This is a genomic window from Kitasatospora sp. NPDC057965 (assembly GCF_042887135.1).
Taxonomy (GTDB): Bacteria; Actinomycetota; Actinomycetes; order Streptomycetales; family Streptomycetaceae; genus Kitasatospora.
The window spans coordinates 116,094-131,954 of record NZ_JBHVPZ010000010.1 but is presented as its reverse complement, the minus strand read 5'-3'; the positions used below and the strand labels follow the sequence as shown (position 1 = coordinate 131,954).

Annotated in this window: 13 protein-coding genes; all 13 read left to right on the top strand. The window is 71.6% G+C overall.

Annotation, left to right across the window (positions count from 1 at the left end):
- Positions 1-14 precede the first annotated feature (14 nt).
- Genes ACFVVU_RS15370 through nuoN form a run of 13 tightly spaced genes read left to right on the top strand, consistent with a single transcriptional unit; the run spans position 15 to position 15,664 of the window.
- Positions 15-569, top strand: a complete 555-nt coding sequence (locus ACFVVU_RS15370; protein ID WP_030300882.1) for an NADH-quinone oxidoreductase subunit B family protein — start codon at positions 15-17, stop codon at positions 567-569.
- On the top strand, positions 566-1,279 hold the full coding sequence (locus tag ACFVVU_RS15365) for an NADH-quinone oxidoreductase subunit C (protein ID WP_380680027.1): 714 nt from the start codon (positions 566-568) through the stop codon (positions 1,277-1,279). Before ACFVVU_RS15370 ends, ACFVVU_RS15365 begins: the two co-directional genes overlap by 4 nt.
- Positions 1,279-2,634 (top strand): NADH-quinone oxidoreductase subunit D, encoded by a 1,356-nt coding sequence (locus tag ACFVVU_RS15360; RefSeq protein WP_380680024.1) that lies wholly within the window; start codon positions 1,279-1,281, stop codon positions 2,632-2,634. The genes ACFVVU_RS15365 and ACFVVU_RS15360 overlap by 1 nt, the downstream gene beginning before the upstream one ends.
- Positions 2,631-3,386 carry an NADH-quinone oxidoreductase subunit NuoE gene (gene nuoE / locus ACFVVU_RS15355; protein WP_380680021.1) on the top strand — a complete coding sequence of 252 codons (756 nt, stop codon included), beginning with the start codon at positions 2,631-2,633 and terminating at the stop codon, positions 3,384-3,386. Before ACFVVU_RS15360 ends, nuoE begins: the two co-directional genes overlap by 4 nt.
- Entirely contained in the window at positions 3,386-4,747 is a 1,362-nt protein-coding gene (nuoF, locus tag ACFVVU_RS15350; protein WP_380680018.1) for an NADH-quinone oxidoreductase subunit NuoF, read from the top strand. Before nuoE ends, nuoF begins: the two co-directional genes overlap by 1 nt.
- Positions 4,744-7,227: an NADH-quinone oxidoreductase subunit G gene (locus ACFVVU_RS15345; RefSeq protein WP_380680016.1), complete on the top strand. Its 2,484-nt coding sequence runs from the start codon at positions 4,744-4,746 to the stop codon at positions 7,225-7,227. Before nuoF ends, ACFVVU_RS15345 begins: the two co-directional genes overlap by 4 nt.
- Positions 7,224-8,582, top strand: coding sequence for an NADH-quinone oxidoreductase subunit NuoH (gene nuoH / locus ACFVVU_RS15340; protein ID WP_380680013.1), 1,359 nt, complete (start codon positions 7,224-7,226; stop codon positions 8,580-8,582). The genes ACFVVU_RS15345 and nuoH overlap by 4 nt, the downstream gene beginning before the upstream one ends.
- A 6-nt stretch (positions 8,583-8,588) precedes the next feature.
- Positions 8,589-9,200 carry an NADH-quinone oxidoreductase subunit NuoI gene (nuoI, locus tag ACFVVU_RS15335; protein ID WP_387790217.1) on the top strand — a complete coding sequence of 204 codons (612 nt, stop codon included), beginning with the start codon at positions 8,589-8,591 and terminating at the stop codon, positions 9,198-9,200.
- Positions 9,197-10,123 carry an NADH-quinone oxidoreductase subunit J gene (locus ACFVVU_RS15330; protein WP_387790216.1) on the top strand — a complete coding sequence of 309 codons (927 nt, stop codon included), beginning with the start codon at positions 9,197-9,199 and terminating at the stop codon, positions 10,121-10,123. The genes nuoI and ACFVVU_RS15330 overlap by 4 nt, the downstream gene beginning before the upstream one ends.
- Entirely contained in the window at positions 10,120-10,419 is a 300-nt protein-coding gene (gene nuoK / locus ACFVVU_RS15325) for an NADH-quinone oxidoreductase subunit NuoK (protein WP_030300898.1), read from the top strand. The genes ACFVVU_RS15330 and nuoK overlap by 4 nt, the downstream gene beginning before the upstream one ends.
- Before the next feature lie 13 nt (positions 10,420-10,432).
- Entirely contained in the window at positions 10,433-12,328 is a 1,896-nt protein-coding gene (gene nuoL, locus ACFVVU_RS15320; RefSeq protein WP_380680004.1) for an NADH-quinone oxidoreductase subunit L, read from the top strand.
- A 37-nt stretch (positions 12,329-12,365) separates the two neighbouring features.
- A complete protein-coding gene (locus ACFVVU_RS15315; RefSeq protein ID WP_387790214.1) occupies positions 12,366-14,033 on the top strand; it encodes an NADH-quinone oxidoreductase subunit M in 1,668 nt (555 codons plus the stop codon).
- Complete coding sequence (gene nuoN / locus ACFVVU_RS15310) at positions 14,030-15,664, top strand: NADH-quinone oxidoreductase subunit NuoN (protein WP_380679998.1); 1,635 nt, start codon at positions 14,030-14,032, stop codon at positions 15,662-15,664. Before ACFVVU_RS15315 ends, nuoN begins: the two co-directional genes overlap by 4 nt.
- Positions 15,665-15,861: the final 197 nt, after the last annotated feature.

The following is a 15,861-nucleotide window of genomic DNA, read 5'->3' as shown; positions in this document are numbered from 1 at the left end:
TTGAGAGGGATCTGATGGGAATCGAGGAGAAGCTGCCGAGCGGCTTTCTGCTCACGACCGTGGAGACGGCCGCCGGCTGGGTGCGCAAGGCGTCGCTCTTCCCGGCCACCTTCGGGCTGGCCTGCTGCGCGATCGAGATGATGACCACCGGCGCGGGCCGCTACGACCTGGCCAGGTTCGGCATGGAGGTGTTCCGGGGCTCCCCCCGGCAGGCCGACCTGATGATCGTGGCCGGTCGGGTGAGCCAGAAGATGGCGCCCGTGTTGCGCCAGGTCTACGACCAGATGGCCAATCCGAAGTGGGTCATCTCCATGGGCGTCTGCGCCTCCTCGGGCGGGATGTTCAACAACTACGCGATCGTGCAGGGCGTCGACCACATCGTCCCGGTGGACATCTACCTGCCCGGCTGTCCGCCCCGCCCGGAGATGCTGATGGACGCGATCCTGAAGCTGCACGACAAGATCCAGCACGAGCCGCTCGGCGTGAACAAGCGCCGCGCCGAGGAGCTGGGCGAGGCGCTCGCGCTGCAGGCGACCCCGGTGAGCGAGATGCGGGGGCTGCTGCGATGAACGACCAGGTACCCGAGACCCGCCGCGAGCAGCCGCACCGCGAGATCCCGGTCGAGGTGGTCGGCCGCCGGCAGGGCATGTTCGGCGCCCAGGGCACCGGCGACACCTCGGGCTTCGGCGGGCTGGTGGCCCCGATCGCCCTGCCCCCGGCCAGCGAACGCCCCTACGGCGGCTGGTTCGACGAGGTCGCGGACGAGTTGGAGGGCGCCCTGGAGGAACAGGGCCTGGACCCCGCCGAGGTGATCGAGAAGACCGTCGTCGACCGCGCCGAACTCACCTTCCACATCGCCCGCGAGCACCTGCTGCGCACCGCCCGCACCCTGCGCGACGACCCGGCGCTCCGCTTCGAGCTCTGCCTCGGGGTGAGCGGAGTGCACTACCCGGGCGACCAGGGCCGCGAACTGCACGCGGTCTACCACCTGCGCTCGATCACCCACGGCCGGCTGATCCGGCTGGAGGTCACCGCGCCGGACGCCGACCCGCGCGTCCCGTCGGTGGTCAGCGTCTACCCGACCAACGACTGGCACGAGCGCGAGGCCTACGACTTCTTCGGCCTGGTCTTCGAGGGCCACCCGGCGCTCACCCGGATCATGATGCCGGACGACTGGCTGGGTCACCCGCAGCGCAAGGACTACCCGCTCGGCGGCATCCCCGTCGAGTACAAGGGCGCCCAGATCCCGGCGCCCGACCAGCGGAGGTCGTACAGCTGATGAACACCCAGCACTACGAGGAGACGCACCGGGACGGCACCGCCGAGGCGGGTGCCCGGGACACCACCGAGGGCCGGGTCTTCACGGTCACCGGCGGCGACTGGGGCGAGGTGGTCGAGGCCGTCGGCCGGGCCGACGACGAGCGCATCATCGTCAACATGGGCCCCCAGCACCCCTCCACCCACGGGGTGTTGCGGCTGATCCTGGAGATCGACGGCGAGACGGTGACGGAGGCCCGCTGCGGCATCGGCTACCTGCACACCGGCATCGAGAAGAACATGGAGTTCCGCAGCTGGGTCCAGGGCACCACCTTCGTGACCCGCATGGACTACCTGACCCCGCTGTTCAACGAGACCGCCTACTGCCTGGCGGTCGAGAAGCTGCTCGGCATCACCGACGACGTCCCCGAGCGGGCCGACGTCATCCGGGTGCTGATGATGGAGCTCAACCGGATCTCCTCCCACCTGGTCTGCCTGGCCACCGGCGGCATGGAGATCGGCTCCACCACCCTGATGATCTACGGATTCCGCGACCGCGAGCTGATCCTGGACGTCTTCGAGCTGGTCACCGGCCTGCGGATGAACCACGCGTACGTCCGCCCCGGCGGCCTCGCCCAGGACCTCCCGCCCGGCGCGGTCGACCAGATCCGCGAGGCCGTGAAGACCATCCGCTCCCGGATGCACGAGTACGACAAACTCGCCACCGGCAACCCGGTGTTCAAGGCCCGCCTGGTCGACGTCGGCTTCCTCGACCTGCCCGGCTGCCTCGCCCTCGGCGCCACCGGCCCGATCCTGCGCGCCACCGGCCTGCCGCACGACCTGCGCAAGACCGACCCGTACTGCGGCTACGAGAACTACGACTTCGAGGTCGCGATCGCCGACAGCGCCGACTCCTACGGCCGCTTCCTGATCCGGCTGGAGGAGATGAAGCAGTCGCTGCGGATCGTCGAGCAGTGCCTGGACCGGCTGCGCCCCGGCCCGGTCATGGTGGCCGACAAGAAGATCGCCTGGCCGGCCCAGCTCGCCGTCGGCCCGGACGGGATGGGCAACTCCCTGGACCACATCCGGAAGATCATGGGCACCTCGATGGAGGCCCTGATCCACCACTTCAAGCTGGTCACCGAGGGCTTCCGGGTCCCGGTCGGCCAGGCCTACGCGGCGGTCGAGTCGCCCAAGGGCGAGCTGGGCGTGCACGTGGTCAGCGACGGCGGGACCCGCCCGTACCGGGTCCACTTCCGGGACCCGTCGTTCACCAATCTGCAGACGATGGCGGCGATGTGCGAGGGCGGCCAGGTGGCCGACGTCATCGTCTCGGTGGCCGGGATCGACCCGGTGATGGGAGGCGTGGACCGGTGACAGACGTCCAACTGGGGATGCCGGCGCTGCCGGCCGGGCCGTACCCCGAGGAGGTGCACGCCCGGCTGGCCGCCGACGCCGCGGAGCTGATCGGCCGCTACCCGGTGGCCCGGTCCGCCCTGCTGCCGCTGCTGCACCTGGTGCAGGCCGAGGAGGGCTTCGTCAGCCCGACCGGCATCCGGTTCTGCGCGGAGCAGCTCGACCTGACCACCGCCGAGGTCACCGCCGTCGCCACCTTCTACACCATGTACCGGCGCCGGCCCGCCGGCGAGTACCACGTCGGGGTCTGCACCAACACCCTGTGCGCGGTGCTCGGCGGCGACCAGATCTTCGCCGAGCTCCAGGAGCACCTCGGGATCGCGAACAACGAGACCACCGAGGACGGCCGGATCTCGATCGAGCACATCGAGTGCAACGCTGCCTGCGACTACGCACCCGTGGTGATGGTCAACTGGGAGTTCTTCGACAACCAGACGCCGGAGAGCGCCAAGCGGCTGGTCGACGACCTGCGCGCGGGCCGCGAGGCCGTCCCCACCCGCGGTGCCCGGCTCTGCTCCTTCAAGGAGACCGCCCGGATCCTGGCCGGCTTCCCCGACGAGCGCCCCGGCGCCGTCGACGAGTCCGGCGCCGGCGGTGCCCCCTCGCTGGCCGGCCTGCGGCTGGCCCGCGGCGAGGCCCTGCCCGGCACCGGCGGCACCCGCGTCGTCTCCCCCCGCCACGCGGGCACCGGCCAGGAAGGGAGTGAAGCGTGATGACCTCCGCCGAGCCGGCCGAGAAGCTGCTCACCCCCGTGCTGTCCGCCTCCTGGGACGACACCCGGCCCTGGAGCCTGGCCACCTACCGCCGCCACGCCGGGTACGAGGGACTGCGGACCGCCCTCGCCATGCCCCCGGACGACGTGATCGCCCTGGTCAAGGACGCCGGACTGCGCGGCCGCGGCGGCGCCGGCTTCCCCACCGGCATGAAGTGGCAGTTCATCCCGCAGAACGACGGCAAGCCGCACTACCTGGTGGTCAACGCGGACGAGTCCGAGCCGGGCACCTGCAAGGACATCCCGCTGCTGTTCGCCAACCCGCACTCGCTGATCGAGGGCATGATCATCGCGTCCTACGCGATCCGCTGCGACCACGCCTTCATCTACCTGCGCGGTGAGGTCGTCCCGGTGCTGCGCCGGCTCCAGGCGGCCGTGGCCGAGGCCTACGAGGCCGGGCTGCTCGGCCGGGACATCCTCGGCTCCGGCCTCGACCTGGACATCACCGTGCACGCCGGCGCCGGCGCGTACATCTGCGGCGAGGAGACGGCCCTGCTCGACTCGCTGGAGGGGCGCCGCGGCCAGCCGAGGCTGCGCCCGCCGTTCCCGGCCATCGCCGGCCTCTACGCCTGCCCGACCGTGGTCAACAACGTCGAGTCGATCGCCTCGGTGCCGCCGATCCTGGCCCGCGGCAAGGCCTGGTTCAAGGGCCTGGGCACCGAGAAGTCCCCCGGCTTCACGCTCTACTCGCTCTCCGGCCACGTCACCAACCCCGGCCAGTACGAGGCCCCGCTCGGCATCACGCTGCGCCAGCTGCTCGACATCAGCGGCGGCGTCCGCCCCGGCCACCGGCTCAAGTTCTGGACCCCGGGCGGCTCCTCCACCCCGATGTTCACCGACCAGCACCTCGACGTCCCGCTCGACTACGAGGGCGTCGGCGCGGCCGGCTCGATGCTCGGCACCAAGGCCCTGCAGGTCTTCGACGAGACGACCTGCGTGGTGCGCGCGGTCACCCGCTGGACGGAGTTCTACGCCCACGAGTCCTGCGGCAAGTGCACCCCCTGCCGCGAGGGCACCTACTGGCTGGTCCAGCTGCTCAAGCGGATCGAGGCCGGCCAGGGCGCCGAGGGCGACCTGGAGAAGCTCCTCGACATCGCCGACAACATCAACGGCAAGTCCTTCTGCGCCCTGGGCGACGGCGCGGCCAGCCCGATCGTCTCCTCGCTCCAGCACTTCCGGGCCGAGTACGAGCAGCACCTCGCGGAGCGCCGCTGCCCGTTCGACCCGGCCGCCTCCACCGTCTGGGCCGACGGCCCCCGCCCCGGCCACCAGTCCGCCACCGAAAGGGAGGTGCACGCGTGACGATCACAGAACCGTCCACCTCCCAGGGCGGCCAGGCCGCGGTCGAGCTGGTCACGCTCACCATCGACGGCGTCGAAGTGCGGGTCCCCAAGGGGACCCTGGTGATCCGGGCCGCCGAGCAGATCGGCACCCAGGTCCCGCGCTTCTGCGACCACCCGCTGCTCGACCCGGCCGGCGCCTGTCGGCAGTGCATCGTCGAGATCGAGGGCCAGCGCAAGCCGGTCGCCTCCTGCACCGTCCCGGTCGCCGAGGGCATGGTGGTCCGCACCCAGCTCAGCTCGCCGGTCGCCGAGAAGGCCCAGCGCGGCGTGATGGAGCTGCTGCTGATCAACCACCCGCTGGACTGCCCGGTCTGCGACAAGGGCGGCGAGTGCCCGCTGCAGAACCAGGCGATGTCCACCGGCGACGCGGACTCCCGCTTCGAGGGGATGAAGCGCACCTACGAGAAGCCGGTGCCGATCAGCAGCCAGGTGCTGTTGGACCGGGAGCGCTGCGTGCTCTGCGCCCGCTGCACCCGGTTCTCCCAGCAGATCGCCGGGGACCCGTTCATCGACCTGGTCGAGCGCGGTGCCCTGCAGCAGGTCGGTACCGGCGAGGGCGACGACTTCGAGTCGTACTTCTCCGGCAACACCATCCAGATCTGCCCCGTCGGCGCCCTCACCTCGGCGGCCTACCGCTTCCGCTCCCGCCCGTTCGACCTGGTCTCCTCGCCGAGCGTCTGCGAGCACTGCTCCTCCGGCTGCGCCCAGCGCACCGACCACCGGCGCGGCAAGGTGCTGCGCCGGCTGGCCGGCGAGGACCCGGCGGTCAACGAGGAGTGGAACTGCGACAAGGGCCGGTTCGCCTTCCGCTACGCCCAGCAGCGCGACCGGATCACCGCCCCGCTGGTCCGCCGGGACGGCGAACTCGTCGCCGCCTCCTGGCCGGAGGCGCTGGCCCGGGCCGCCGAGGGACTGCGCGGGGCCAGCACCGGCGTGCTCACCGGTGGCCGGGTCACCGTCGAGGACGCCTACGCCTACGCCAAGTTCGCCCGGGTGGTGCTCGGCACCAACGACGTGGACTTCCGGGCCCGCCCGCACAGCGGCGAGGAGGCGCAGTTCCTGGCCGCCGCGGTCGCGGGACAGGGAGTGGACCTCACCGGTGAGGGCGTGACCTACCAGGATCTGGAGGCCGCGCCGGTGGCGCTGCTGGTGGCCCTGGAGCCCGAGGAGGAGTCGCCGATCGTCTTCCTGCGGCTGCGCAAGGCCAACCGCAACCGCGGGCTCGCGGTCTTCTCGATCGCCGCGCACGCCTCCCGGGGCCTGGCCAAGCTGCACGGGGCGCTGCTGCCCGCCGCCCCCGGCACCGAGGCCGAGTGGCTGGCCGCGCTCGCCGCCGACGAGCCGCTCAACGACGAGGCCGGCCGCGCCGCCGAACTGCTGCGCACCCCCGGCGCGGTGATCCTGGTCGGCGAGCGGGCCGCCGCCGCACCGGGCGCGCTCACCGCCGTGCTGCGGCTGGCGCACGCCACCGGTGCCCGGCTCGCCTGGATCCCCCGGCGGGCCGGCGAGCGCGGCGCGGTCGAGGCGGGCGCGCTGCCCGGCCTGCTGCCGGGCGGCCGCCCGGTCGGCGTCCCGGCCGCCCGGGCCGAGGCCGCCGCCGTCTGGGGCCTGCCCGGGCTCCCCGAGCGGCCCGGCCGGGACACCGAGGACATCCTCGGCGCGGCCGTCGGCGGCGAACTCGGCGCGCTGCTGGTCGGCGGCCTCGATCCGGAGGACCTCGCCGATCCGGCGCAGGCCGAGCTGGCCCTGGCCGCCGTCCCGTTCGTGGTCTCGCTGGAGCTGCGTCCGTCCGCCGTCACCGCGCACGCCGACGTGGTGCTGCCGGTGGCCGCGGTCGCCGAGAAGTCCGGCACCTTCCTGGACTGGGAGGGCCGGGTGCGGATGTTCGAGGCCGCGCTCAAGCCGGACCAGCAGATGGGCCGTCATCTGCACCCGGACCTGCGGGTGCTGAACATGCTCGCCGACGCGCTGGGCCACCGGCTCGGCCTGCCCGACGTCCGCGCCGCCCGGCTGGAGCTGGACCGGTTCACACCCTGGACCGGCGAGCGCCCGGCCGCCCCGGCCGCCCACCCCGGTGTGCTGCCCCGCCCGGCCACCGGCCAGGCGGTGCTGGCCGGTTGGCGCCTGCTGCTCGACCGCGGCTCGCTCCAGCAGGGCGACCCGCACCTGGCCGGCACCCGGCACCCGGCCGTCGCCCGGATCTCGCCGACCACCGCCGAGGAGATCGGCGCGGTGGGAGCCCCCGCGCTGCGGCTGACCGGCCCGTCCGGCTCGGTCACCCTGCCGCTGGAGATCGGCAAGGAGATGCCGGACCGCACGGTCTGGATCCCGCTCAACTCCACCCCGGGCGGCGCCCACCGCGCGCTCGGCACCACCACCGGCCACCTGGTCACCATCGCCCCGGCGCAGGGCGTCGAGTCCGAGGAGGAGGAGAAGTGAACCCCACCGCGCACCCGCTCGCCGGGTACGACCTCGCCGCGTACGAGACGCTGGGCTTCTTCGGCCGCGACCCCTGGTGGCTGGTCCTGCTCAAGGCGGTGTTCTGCTTCGCCTTCCTGGTCGGCACGGTCCTCGTGGCGATCGTCTGGGAGCGCAAGGTGGTGGCCTGGATGCAGCTGCGCATCGGGCCCAACCGGCACGGCCCCTGGGGCATGCTGCAGTCGCTCGCCGACGGCGTGAAGCTGGCGCTCAAGGAAGACCTGGTGGTCAAGGGCGCTGACAAGGCGGTCTACGTCCTGGCCCCGATCGTCTGCGCCATCCCGGCGTTCATGGCCTTCGCGGTGATCCCGTTCGGCCCGGCCGGCAACGAGATCTCGATCTTCGGTACCCGGACGCCGATGCAGCTGACCGACTTCCCGGTGGCGCTGCTCTACATCCTGGCCACCGCCTCGGTCGGCATCTACGGCATCGTGCTGGCCGGCTGGTCCTCCGGTTCGACCTACCCGCTGCTCGGCGGCCTGCGCTCCTCGGCCCAGATGATCAGCTACGAGATCGCGATGGGCCTGTCCTTCGCGGCGGTGTTCATCTACTCCGGCTCGATGTCCACCTCGGAGATCGTCTCCTCGCAGCAGCCGACCTGGTTCGCGGTGCTGCTGCCGGTGTCGTTCATCGTCTACATCGTGGCGATGGTCGGCGAGACCAACCGCGCGCCGTTCGACCTCCCGGAGGCCGAGGGCGAGTTGGTCGGCGGCTTCAACACCGAGTACTCCTCGCTGAAGTTCGCGATGTTCATGCTGGCCGAGTACATCAACATGGTCACCGTCTCGGCCGTCGCCTCCACCCTGTTCCTGGGCGGCTGGCGGGCCCCCTGGCCGGTCTCCACCTTCTGGGAGGGCGCCAACCACGGCTGGTGGCCGCTGCTCTGGATCACCCTCAAGATCCAGCTGCTGCTGTTCTTCTTCATCTGGCTACGCGGCACCCTGCCCCGGTTCCGCTACGACCAGTTCATGAAGCTCGGCTGGAAGGTGCTGATCCCGGTCTCGCTGGTCTGGCTGGTGATGGTGGCCGCCGTCCGGGCGCTGCGCAACGAGGGCTACGGCTTCGGCGAGGTGGTGCTCTACGTCGGTGCCCCGGTCGGCGCGCTGCTGCTGCTCGGCCTGCTCCGGGACGCCGTGAAGCGCCGGCCGGAACCCGTGGACGGCGCGCCGAGCGGGGAGTTCGACCCGATGGCCGGCGGCTACCCGGTGCCGCCGCTGCCCGGCCAGCAGCTCCCGCAGGTCCCGCGCAGGCCCAGCCGCGCCCCGAAGCAACTCCAGGACGCCCTCAACGGGGCCGACCATTCCGAAGGGAGCTGAACCGAGATGTCGTCCGACCAGAACCGCCGGACCGACCGGCCCGAGCGGGCCGAGAAGCCGTCCATCCTCGGACCGGCCGCCGGCTTCGGCGTGACCTTCAAGGCCATGTTCAAGAAGCGGCTCACCGAGCAGTACCCGGAGCAGAAGAAGCCCACCGCCCCGCGCTTCCACGGCCGCCACCAGCTCAACCGGCACCCGGACGGCCTGGAGAAGTGCGTCGGCTGCGAGCTGTGCGCCTGGGCCTGCCCGGCCGACGCCATCTACGTCGAGGGCGCGGACAACCAGGAGGAGGAGCGCTACTCGCCCGGTGAGCGGTACGGCGCGGTGTACCAGATCAACTACGCCCGCTGCATCCTGTGCGGCCTGTGCATCGAGGCCTGCCCGACCCGGGCGCTCACCATGACCAACGAGTACGAGCTCGCGGACTCCTCCCGCAAGGACCTCATCTTCACCAAGGAGCAGCTGCTGGTCGGCCTCTCCGAGGGCATGGTCGACACCCCGCACGCGATCTTCCCGGGCGCCGACGAGGGCGCGTACTACCGCGGCGAGATCACCGCGGCGGCGCCGGGCACCGAGCGTCAGGAGCGCACCGACCGGGAGAAGGAGGCGCAGTCGTGACCGCCGCCCCCGCCACCCTCGCCGCCGTCACCGGCGCGACCTCCACCGGCGAGGCCGTCCAGTTCTGGGTGCTCGCGGTGATCGCCGTCGGCGGCGCCCTCGGGATGCTGCTGATGAGGAAGGCGGTGCACAGCGCGCTCTGCCTGGCCGCCACCATGCTCGCCCTGGCGGTCTGTTACATGGCCCAGGGCGCGGTCTTCCTGGGCGTGGTGCAGATCGTCGTCTACACCGGCGCGATCATGATGCTCTTCCTGTTCGTGGTGATGCTGGTCGGCGTGACCAGCGCGGACTCGCTGAAGGAACAGCTGAAGGGCCAGCGGTTCGCCGCCGTGGTCTGCGGCCTCGGCTTCGGCGTGCTGCTGGTCGCCGGGATCGCCAACGCCAAGCTGCACACCTTCGCCGGCCTCGGCGAGGCCAACGCCGAGGGCAACGTCCAGGGCCTGGCCCGGCTGATCTTCACCAAGTACGTGTGGGCCTTCGAGGTCACCGGCGCGCTGCTGATCACGGCCGCGATCGGCGCCATGGTGCTGACCCACCGCGAGCACGTGAAGGCCCCGAAGACCCAGCGCGAGTTGGCGGCCCAGCGGGTCGCCGACAACCTGCAGGTCCCGCCGCTGCCCGCGCCCGGCGTCTACGCCCGGCACAACGCGGTGGACATCCCCGGCCTGCTGCCGGACGGCTCGATCGCCGAGGACTCGGTGATGGCGACCCTGCGTGAGCGCGGCCAGATCCGCGACGTCAGCCAGCAGATGCTGGCGCGGATGGCCGAGCTGGAGTCCAGCACCGCCGACTGGCTGGGCCGCCCGCCGTCCGAGCGCCCGCCGGTGACCGGCCCGCGCCAGGCGCTGGAGCCGGTGGCCGCCAACCACCAGGCGCCGGCGAACCGCCCGGCGTCCGACCACGACGAGGAGGGGGCGGAGTGAATCCGGTCAACTACCTCTATCTCTCCGCCCTGTTGTTCACCATCGGCGCCTCCGGCGTGCTGATCCGGCGGAACGCGATCGTCCTGTTCATGTGTGTCGAACTGATGCTCAACGCCTCCAACCTGGCGCTGGTCACCTTCTCCCGGATGCACGGCAACCTGGACGGCCAGATCATCGCGTTCTTCACCATGGTGGTCGCGGCGGCCGAGGTCGTGGTCGGCCTCGCGATCATCGTCTCGATCTTCCGGACCAGGCACTCCGCTTCGGTCGACGACAGCAACCTGATGAAGCTGTAGGCGGAGGGCCTCGGTGAACTCTCTCATTCCGCTGCTGGTCGCGGCCCCGCTGGCCGGCGCCGCCCTGCTGCTGCTCGGTGGCCGCGCCTTCGACCGGTTCGGCCACTGGCTGGCCACCGCGCTCGCCGCACTGTCCTTCGGCTTCGGCCTCGCGCTGTTCTCGTCCATGCTGGGCCGGGACGCCGAGGAACGCGCCGTCACCGAACACCTGTTCAGCTGGATCCCGGTGAACGGCTTCCAGGCCGACGTCTCGTTCCGGCTCGACCAGCTCTCGATGACCTTCGTCCTGCTGATCACCGGTGTCGGCACGCTGATCCACCTCTACTCGGTGGGCTACATGCAGCACGACGAGCGCCGGCGCCGCTTCTTCGCCTACCTCAACCTCTTCCTGGCGGCCATGCTGCTGCTGGTGGTCGCCGACAACTACCTGCTGCTGTACTTCGGCTGGGAGGGCGTGGGCCTCGCCTCGTACCTGCTGATCGGCTTCTGGCAGCACAAGCCGAGCGCCGCGACGGCCGCCAAGAAGGCGTTCATCGTCAACCGCGTCGGTGACCTGGGCCTGTCCATCGCGATCATGCTGATGTTCGTCGAGTTCGGCTCCTTCGCCTTCGAGCCGGTCTTCGCCACCGCCGGCAGCGCGAGCGAGGGCAAGCTGACCGCGATCGGGCTGATGCTGCTGCTCGCCGCCTGCGGCAAGTCCGCGCAGGTGCCGCTGCAGTCCTGGCTCGGGGACGCGATGGAGGGCCCGACCCCGGTCTCCGCGCTGATCCACGCGGCCACCATGGTCACCGCCGGCGTCTACCTGATCACCCGCTCCGGGGCGATCTTCAACCTGGCGCCGGACGCCCAGACCGCCGTCGTGGTGGTCGGCACGGTCACCCTGCTCTTCGGAGCGATCGTCGGTTGCGCCAAGGACGACATCAAGAAGGCCCTGGCCGGCTCGACCATGTCGCAGATCGGCTACATGATCCTCGCGGCCGGCCTCGGCCCGATCGGCTACGCCTTCGCGATCATGCACCTGGTGACCCACGGCTTCTTCAAGGCCGGGCTGTTCCTCGGCGCCGGGTCGGTCATGCACGGCATGAACGACGAGGTGAACATGCGTCACTACGGCGGCCTGCGCAGGTACATGCCGGTCACCTTCGTGACCTTCGGCCTCGGATACCTGGCCATCATCGGCTTCCCGGGCCTGTCCGGCTTCTTCTCCAAGGACAAGATCATCGAGGCCGCGTTCGCGAAGGGCGGCACCGAGGGCTGGATCCTCGGCCTGTGCGCGCTGACCGGCGCCGCGGTCACCGCGTTCTACATGACCCGGGTGATGCTCCTGACCTTCTTCGGCGAGAAGCGCTGGCAGCCGGACGCCCAGGGCAACGACCCGCACCCGCACGAGTCGCCGCGGACCATGACGATCCCGATGATCCTGCTGGCGTTCGGCTCGGTGTTCGCCGGCGGGCTGTTCGCGTTCAACAGCTCCTTCCTCACCTGGCTGGAGCCGGTCACCGGGCACGAGGAGGGGAACTCCCCGCTCGCCCCGCTGGTGGTCACCCTGCTCACCAGCGCCTGCATGGTGCTCGGCGTCGCGCTCTCCTACCTGATGTACGGCCGTTCCGCCGTCCCGGTGGTGCCGCCCTACGGCTCCCCGCTCACCCGGGCCGCCCGCCGCGACCTCCTCCAGGACGACTTCAACCACGCCGTCCTGGTCCGCCCCGGCTCGGCGCTCACCGCCGCCCTGGTCTACTTCGACAGCCGCGGCCTGGACGGCTTCGTCAACGGCCTGGCCGCCGCCATCGGCGGCGCCTCCAGCCGGCTGCGGCGGATCCAGAACGGCTACGTCCGCACCTACGCGCTCTCCATGTTCGGCGGCACGCTGGTGCTGGTCGCCACGACTCTCCTGATGAGGTCCGTCTGATGCACTCGGATTACACACGCCGTCAGGAGGCCGAGGCATGAGCGTCCTCCTCACCGCCACCTGCGCGGTCCCGGCCGCCGGTGCGGTGGTCACCGCCGCCCTGCCGGCCGGGACCACCGAGGGCCGGCGGCGCACCGCCAAGACCGCGGCACTGGTCTTCTCCGCCGTCACCCTGGCCCTGGCCGGCGCGGTCGCCGTGCGGTTCGACCCGGACGGCGCGCGCTACCAGCTGACCGAGTCCTACAGCTGGATCCGCTCCTTCGGCATCACCTTCGCGCTCGGCGTGGACGGCATCGGCGCCGTGCTCGCCCTGCTCACCGCCGTCCTGGTGCCGGTCGTGCTGCTCGCCTCCTGGCACGACGCCGACCCGGCCGCCCCCGCACCCGCGCCCGCGCCCGCGCCCGAGGGGACCTTCGAGAACAGGCGCCGCACCCAGGGCTTCTTCGCGCTGGTCCTGGCGGTGGAGGCGATGGTGATCGTCTCCTTCTACGCCACCGACGTCTTCGTCTTCTACGTCTTCTTCGAAGCCATGCTGATCCCGATGTACTTCCTCATCGGCGGCTTCGGAGACCGGGCGGGCGGCCCCGACGCGGCCCGTCAGCGCTCCTACGCGGCGGTCAAGTTCCTGCTGTACAACCTGCTCGGCGGCCTGGTCATGCTGGCCGCCGTGATCGGCCTGTACGTGATCGCGCAGGACCAGGGCCTGGCCACCTTCGACCTGCAGACCCTCACCGGCGCGGTCGCCGACGGCCGGCTGCGGTTCAGCGGAACCGCCGAGAAGGCGCTGTTCCTCGGCTTCTTCTTCGCCTTCGCGGTCAAGGCCCCGCTCTGGCCCCTGCACACCTGGCTGCCGAACGCGATGGGCGAGGCCACCGCCGGCACCGCCGTGCTGATCACCGCCGTGGTCGACAAGGTCGGCACCTTCGCGATGCTCCGCTTCTGCCTCGGGCTCTTCCCGGACGCCTCGAAGACCTTCGCCCCGGCGATCCTGGTCCTCTCGGTGATCGGGATCATCTACGGCGCGCTGCTGGCCATCGGCCAGAAGGACATCAAGCGGCTGGTCGCCTACGCCTCGATCTCGCACTTCGGCTTCATCATCATGGGCATCTTCGCGCTGACCAGCCAGGGCCAGAGCGGAGCCACCCTCTACATGGTCAACCACGGCATCTCCACCGCCGCGTGGATGCTGGTGGCCGGCTTCCTGATCTCCCGCCGCGGCTCCCGGCTGATCGCCGACTACGGCGGCGTGCAGAAGGTCGCCCCGGTGCTCGCCGGCACCTTCCTCATCGGCGGCCTGGCCACCCTCTCGCTGCCCGGCCTCGCTCCCTTCGTCAGCGAGTTCCTGGTCCTGGTCGGCACCTTCACCCGCTACCCGGCGGTCGGCATCGTCGCCACCTTCGGCATCGTGCTGGCCGCGCTGTACGCCCTGCTGCTCTACCAGCGCACCATGACCGGCCCGGTCAAGGAGGGCGTCGGCGCCATCACCGACCTCAAGGTCCGCGAACTCGCCGTGGTGGCACCGCTGGTGGCGCTGACCGTGCTGCTCGGGGTCTACCCGAAGCCGCTCACCGACCTGGTCAACCCCGCGGTGAACGCGACCCTCTCGCAGGTCCACCAGACCGATCCGGCACCGGCCCACCCGGTCGCCGCCGACCACGGGTCCGGCCAGGACGGGGCCGCCCGCTCAGGAGGTGAGCACAAGTGAGCAGCACCGGATGGCTCGCCGCCGCCGGCGGCACCCAGAGCATCCCCGTACCGCACATCGAGTACGGGCAACTCTCGCCGATGCTGGTGGTGTTCGGCGCCGCCGTGACCGGCATCCTGCTGGAGGCCTTCCTGCCCCGGCGGCTGCGGCACTGGGCCCAGGTGGTGACCGCGCTGACCGGCCTGGCCGGCGCCTTCGTCGCCGTCCTGGTGCTCGCCGCCCAGGGCTACGGCACGACCAAGGTCGACGCGGTGGCGATGGGCTCGGTGGCCCTGGACGGTCCGACGCTGTTCCTCCAGGGCGTGATCCTGCTGGTCGCGGTGGTCGCGGTGCTGACCTACGCCGAGCGCCGGCTGGAGCCCAAGGCCGGGGGAGCGCCGGCCGACGCGTTCGCCGCGCAGGCCTCCGCCACGCCCGGGGGCGAGCAGGAGCGCGGCGCGATCCGGGCCGGCTTCACCACCAGCGAGGTCTTCCCGCTCACCATGTTCGCGGTCGGCGGCATGCTGCTCTTCCCGGCGGCCAACGACCTGCTGACCATGTTCGTCGCGCTGGAGGTCTTCTCCCTCCCGCTCTACCTGCTCTGCGCGCTGGCCCGGCGCCGCCGGCTGCTCTCCCAGGAGGCGGCGGTCAAGTACTTCCTGCTCGGCGCCTTCGCCTCGGCGTTCTTCCTGTTCGGCACCGCGCTGCTGTACGGCTTCGCGGGCACCGTGCGGCTCGGCGAGATCGCCGACGTCATCTCCGGCAACGCGCTGCTCACCCCGGCGCTGGTCTCCTCGACCCAGAACGACGCCCTGCTGCTGGTGGGCCTGGCGATGCTGGCGGTCGGCCTGCTCTTCAAGGTCGGCGCGGTGCCGTTCCACGCCTGGACCCCGGACGTCTACCAGGGCGCGCCGACCCCGGTCACCGGTTTCATGGCGGCGGCGACCAAGGTGGCCGCGTTCGGCGCCGTGCTGCGGCTGTTCTACGTGGCCTTCCCGGCACTGCGGCTGGACTGGCGGCCGGTGCTCTGGGGTGTGGCGATCCTCACCATGGTGGTCGGCGCGGTCCTGGCCGTCACCCAGCAGGACGTCAAGCGGCTGCTCGCCTACTCCTCGATCGCGCACGCCGGCTTCATCCTCACCGGTGTGATCGCCAGCAACCGGCAGGGCGTCGGTTCGGTGCTGTTCTACCTGCTGGCGTACTCCTTCGTGACGCTCGGCGCGTTCGCCGTGGTCACCCTGGTGCGCGACTCCAAGGGCGAGGCCACCCACCTGTCCAGCTGGGCCGGCCTGGGCCGGCGCTCCCCGCTGGTCGCGGCGGTGTTCGCGCTCTTCCTGCTGGCCTTCGCGGGCATCCCGCTGACCTCCGGGTTCACCGGGAAGTTCGCGGTGTTCCAGGCCGCGGCGGCCGGTGGGGCGACCCCGCTGGTGATCGTCGGCGTGCTCAGCTCGGCGGTGGCGGCGTTCTTCTACATCCGGGTCATCGTGCTGATGTTCTTCTCCGACCCGCAGCCGGGCGGCCCGACCGTCGCCATTCCGAGCGCCTTCACGGCGACCGCGATCGGCGTCGGCGTCCTGGTGACGCTGGGCCTCGGACTGCTGCCGCAGTACTTCCTGGACCTCGCCTCGAAGGCCGTGTTCTTCGTCGGCTGAGCGCCCACGGACCGCGCACGGGCCGCGCGCGGACCGTCCGCCGACCGTCTGCGGACCGCTCGCGGAACGCGCCCCGACGGCCCGGTCGACCGCCCCGGCGGCGGCCGGGCCGACCGCTCCGACGACCGTCCGGGTCGCGCCCCCGCGCGCGGCCCGGACGCCCCGTTCGGGTATCCGTGCTGGCCAGCGGGGACGCC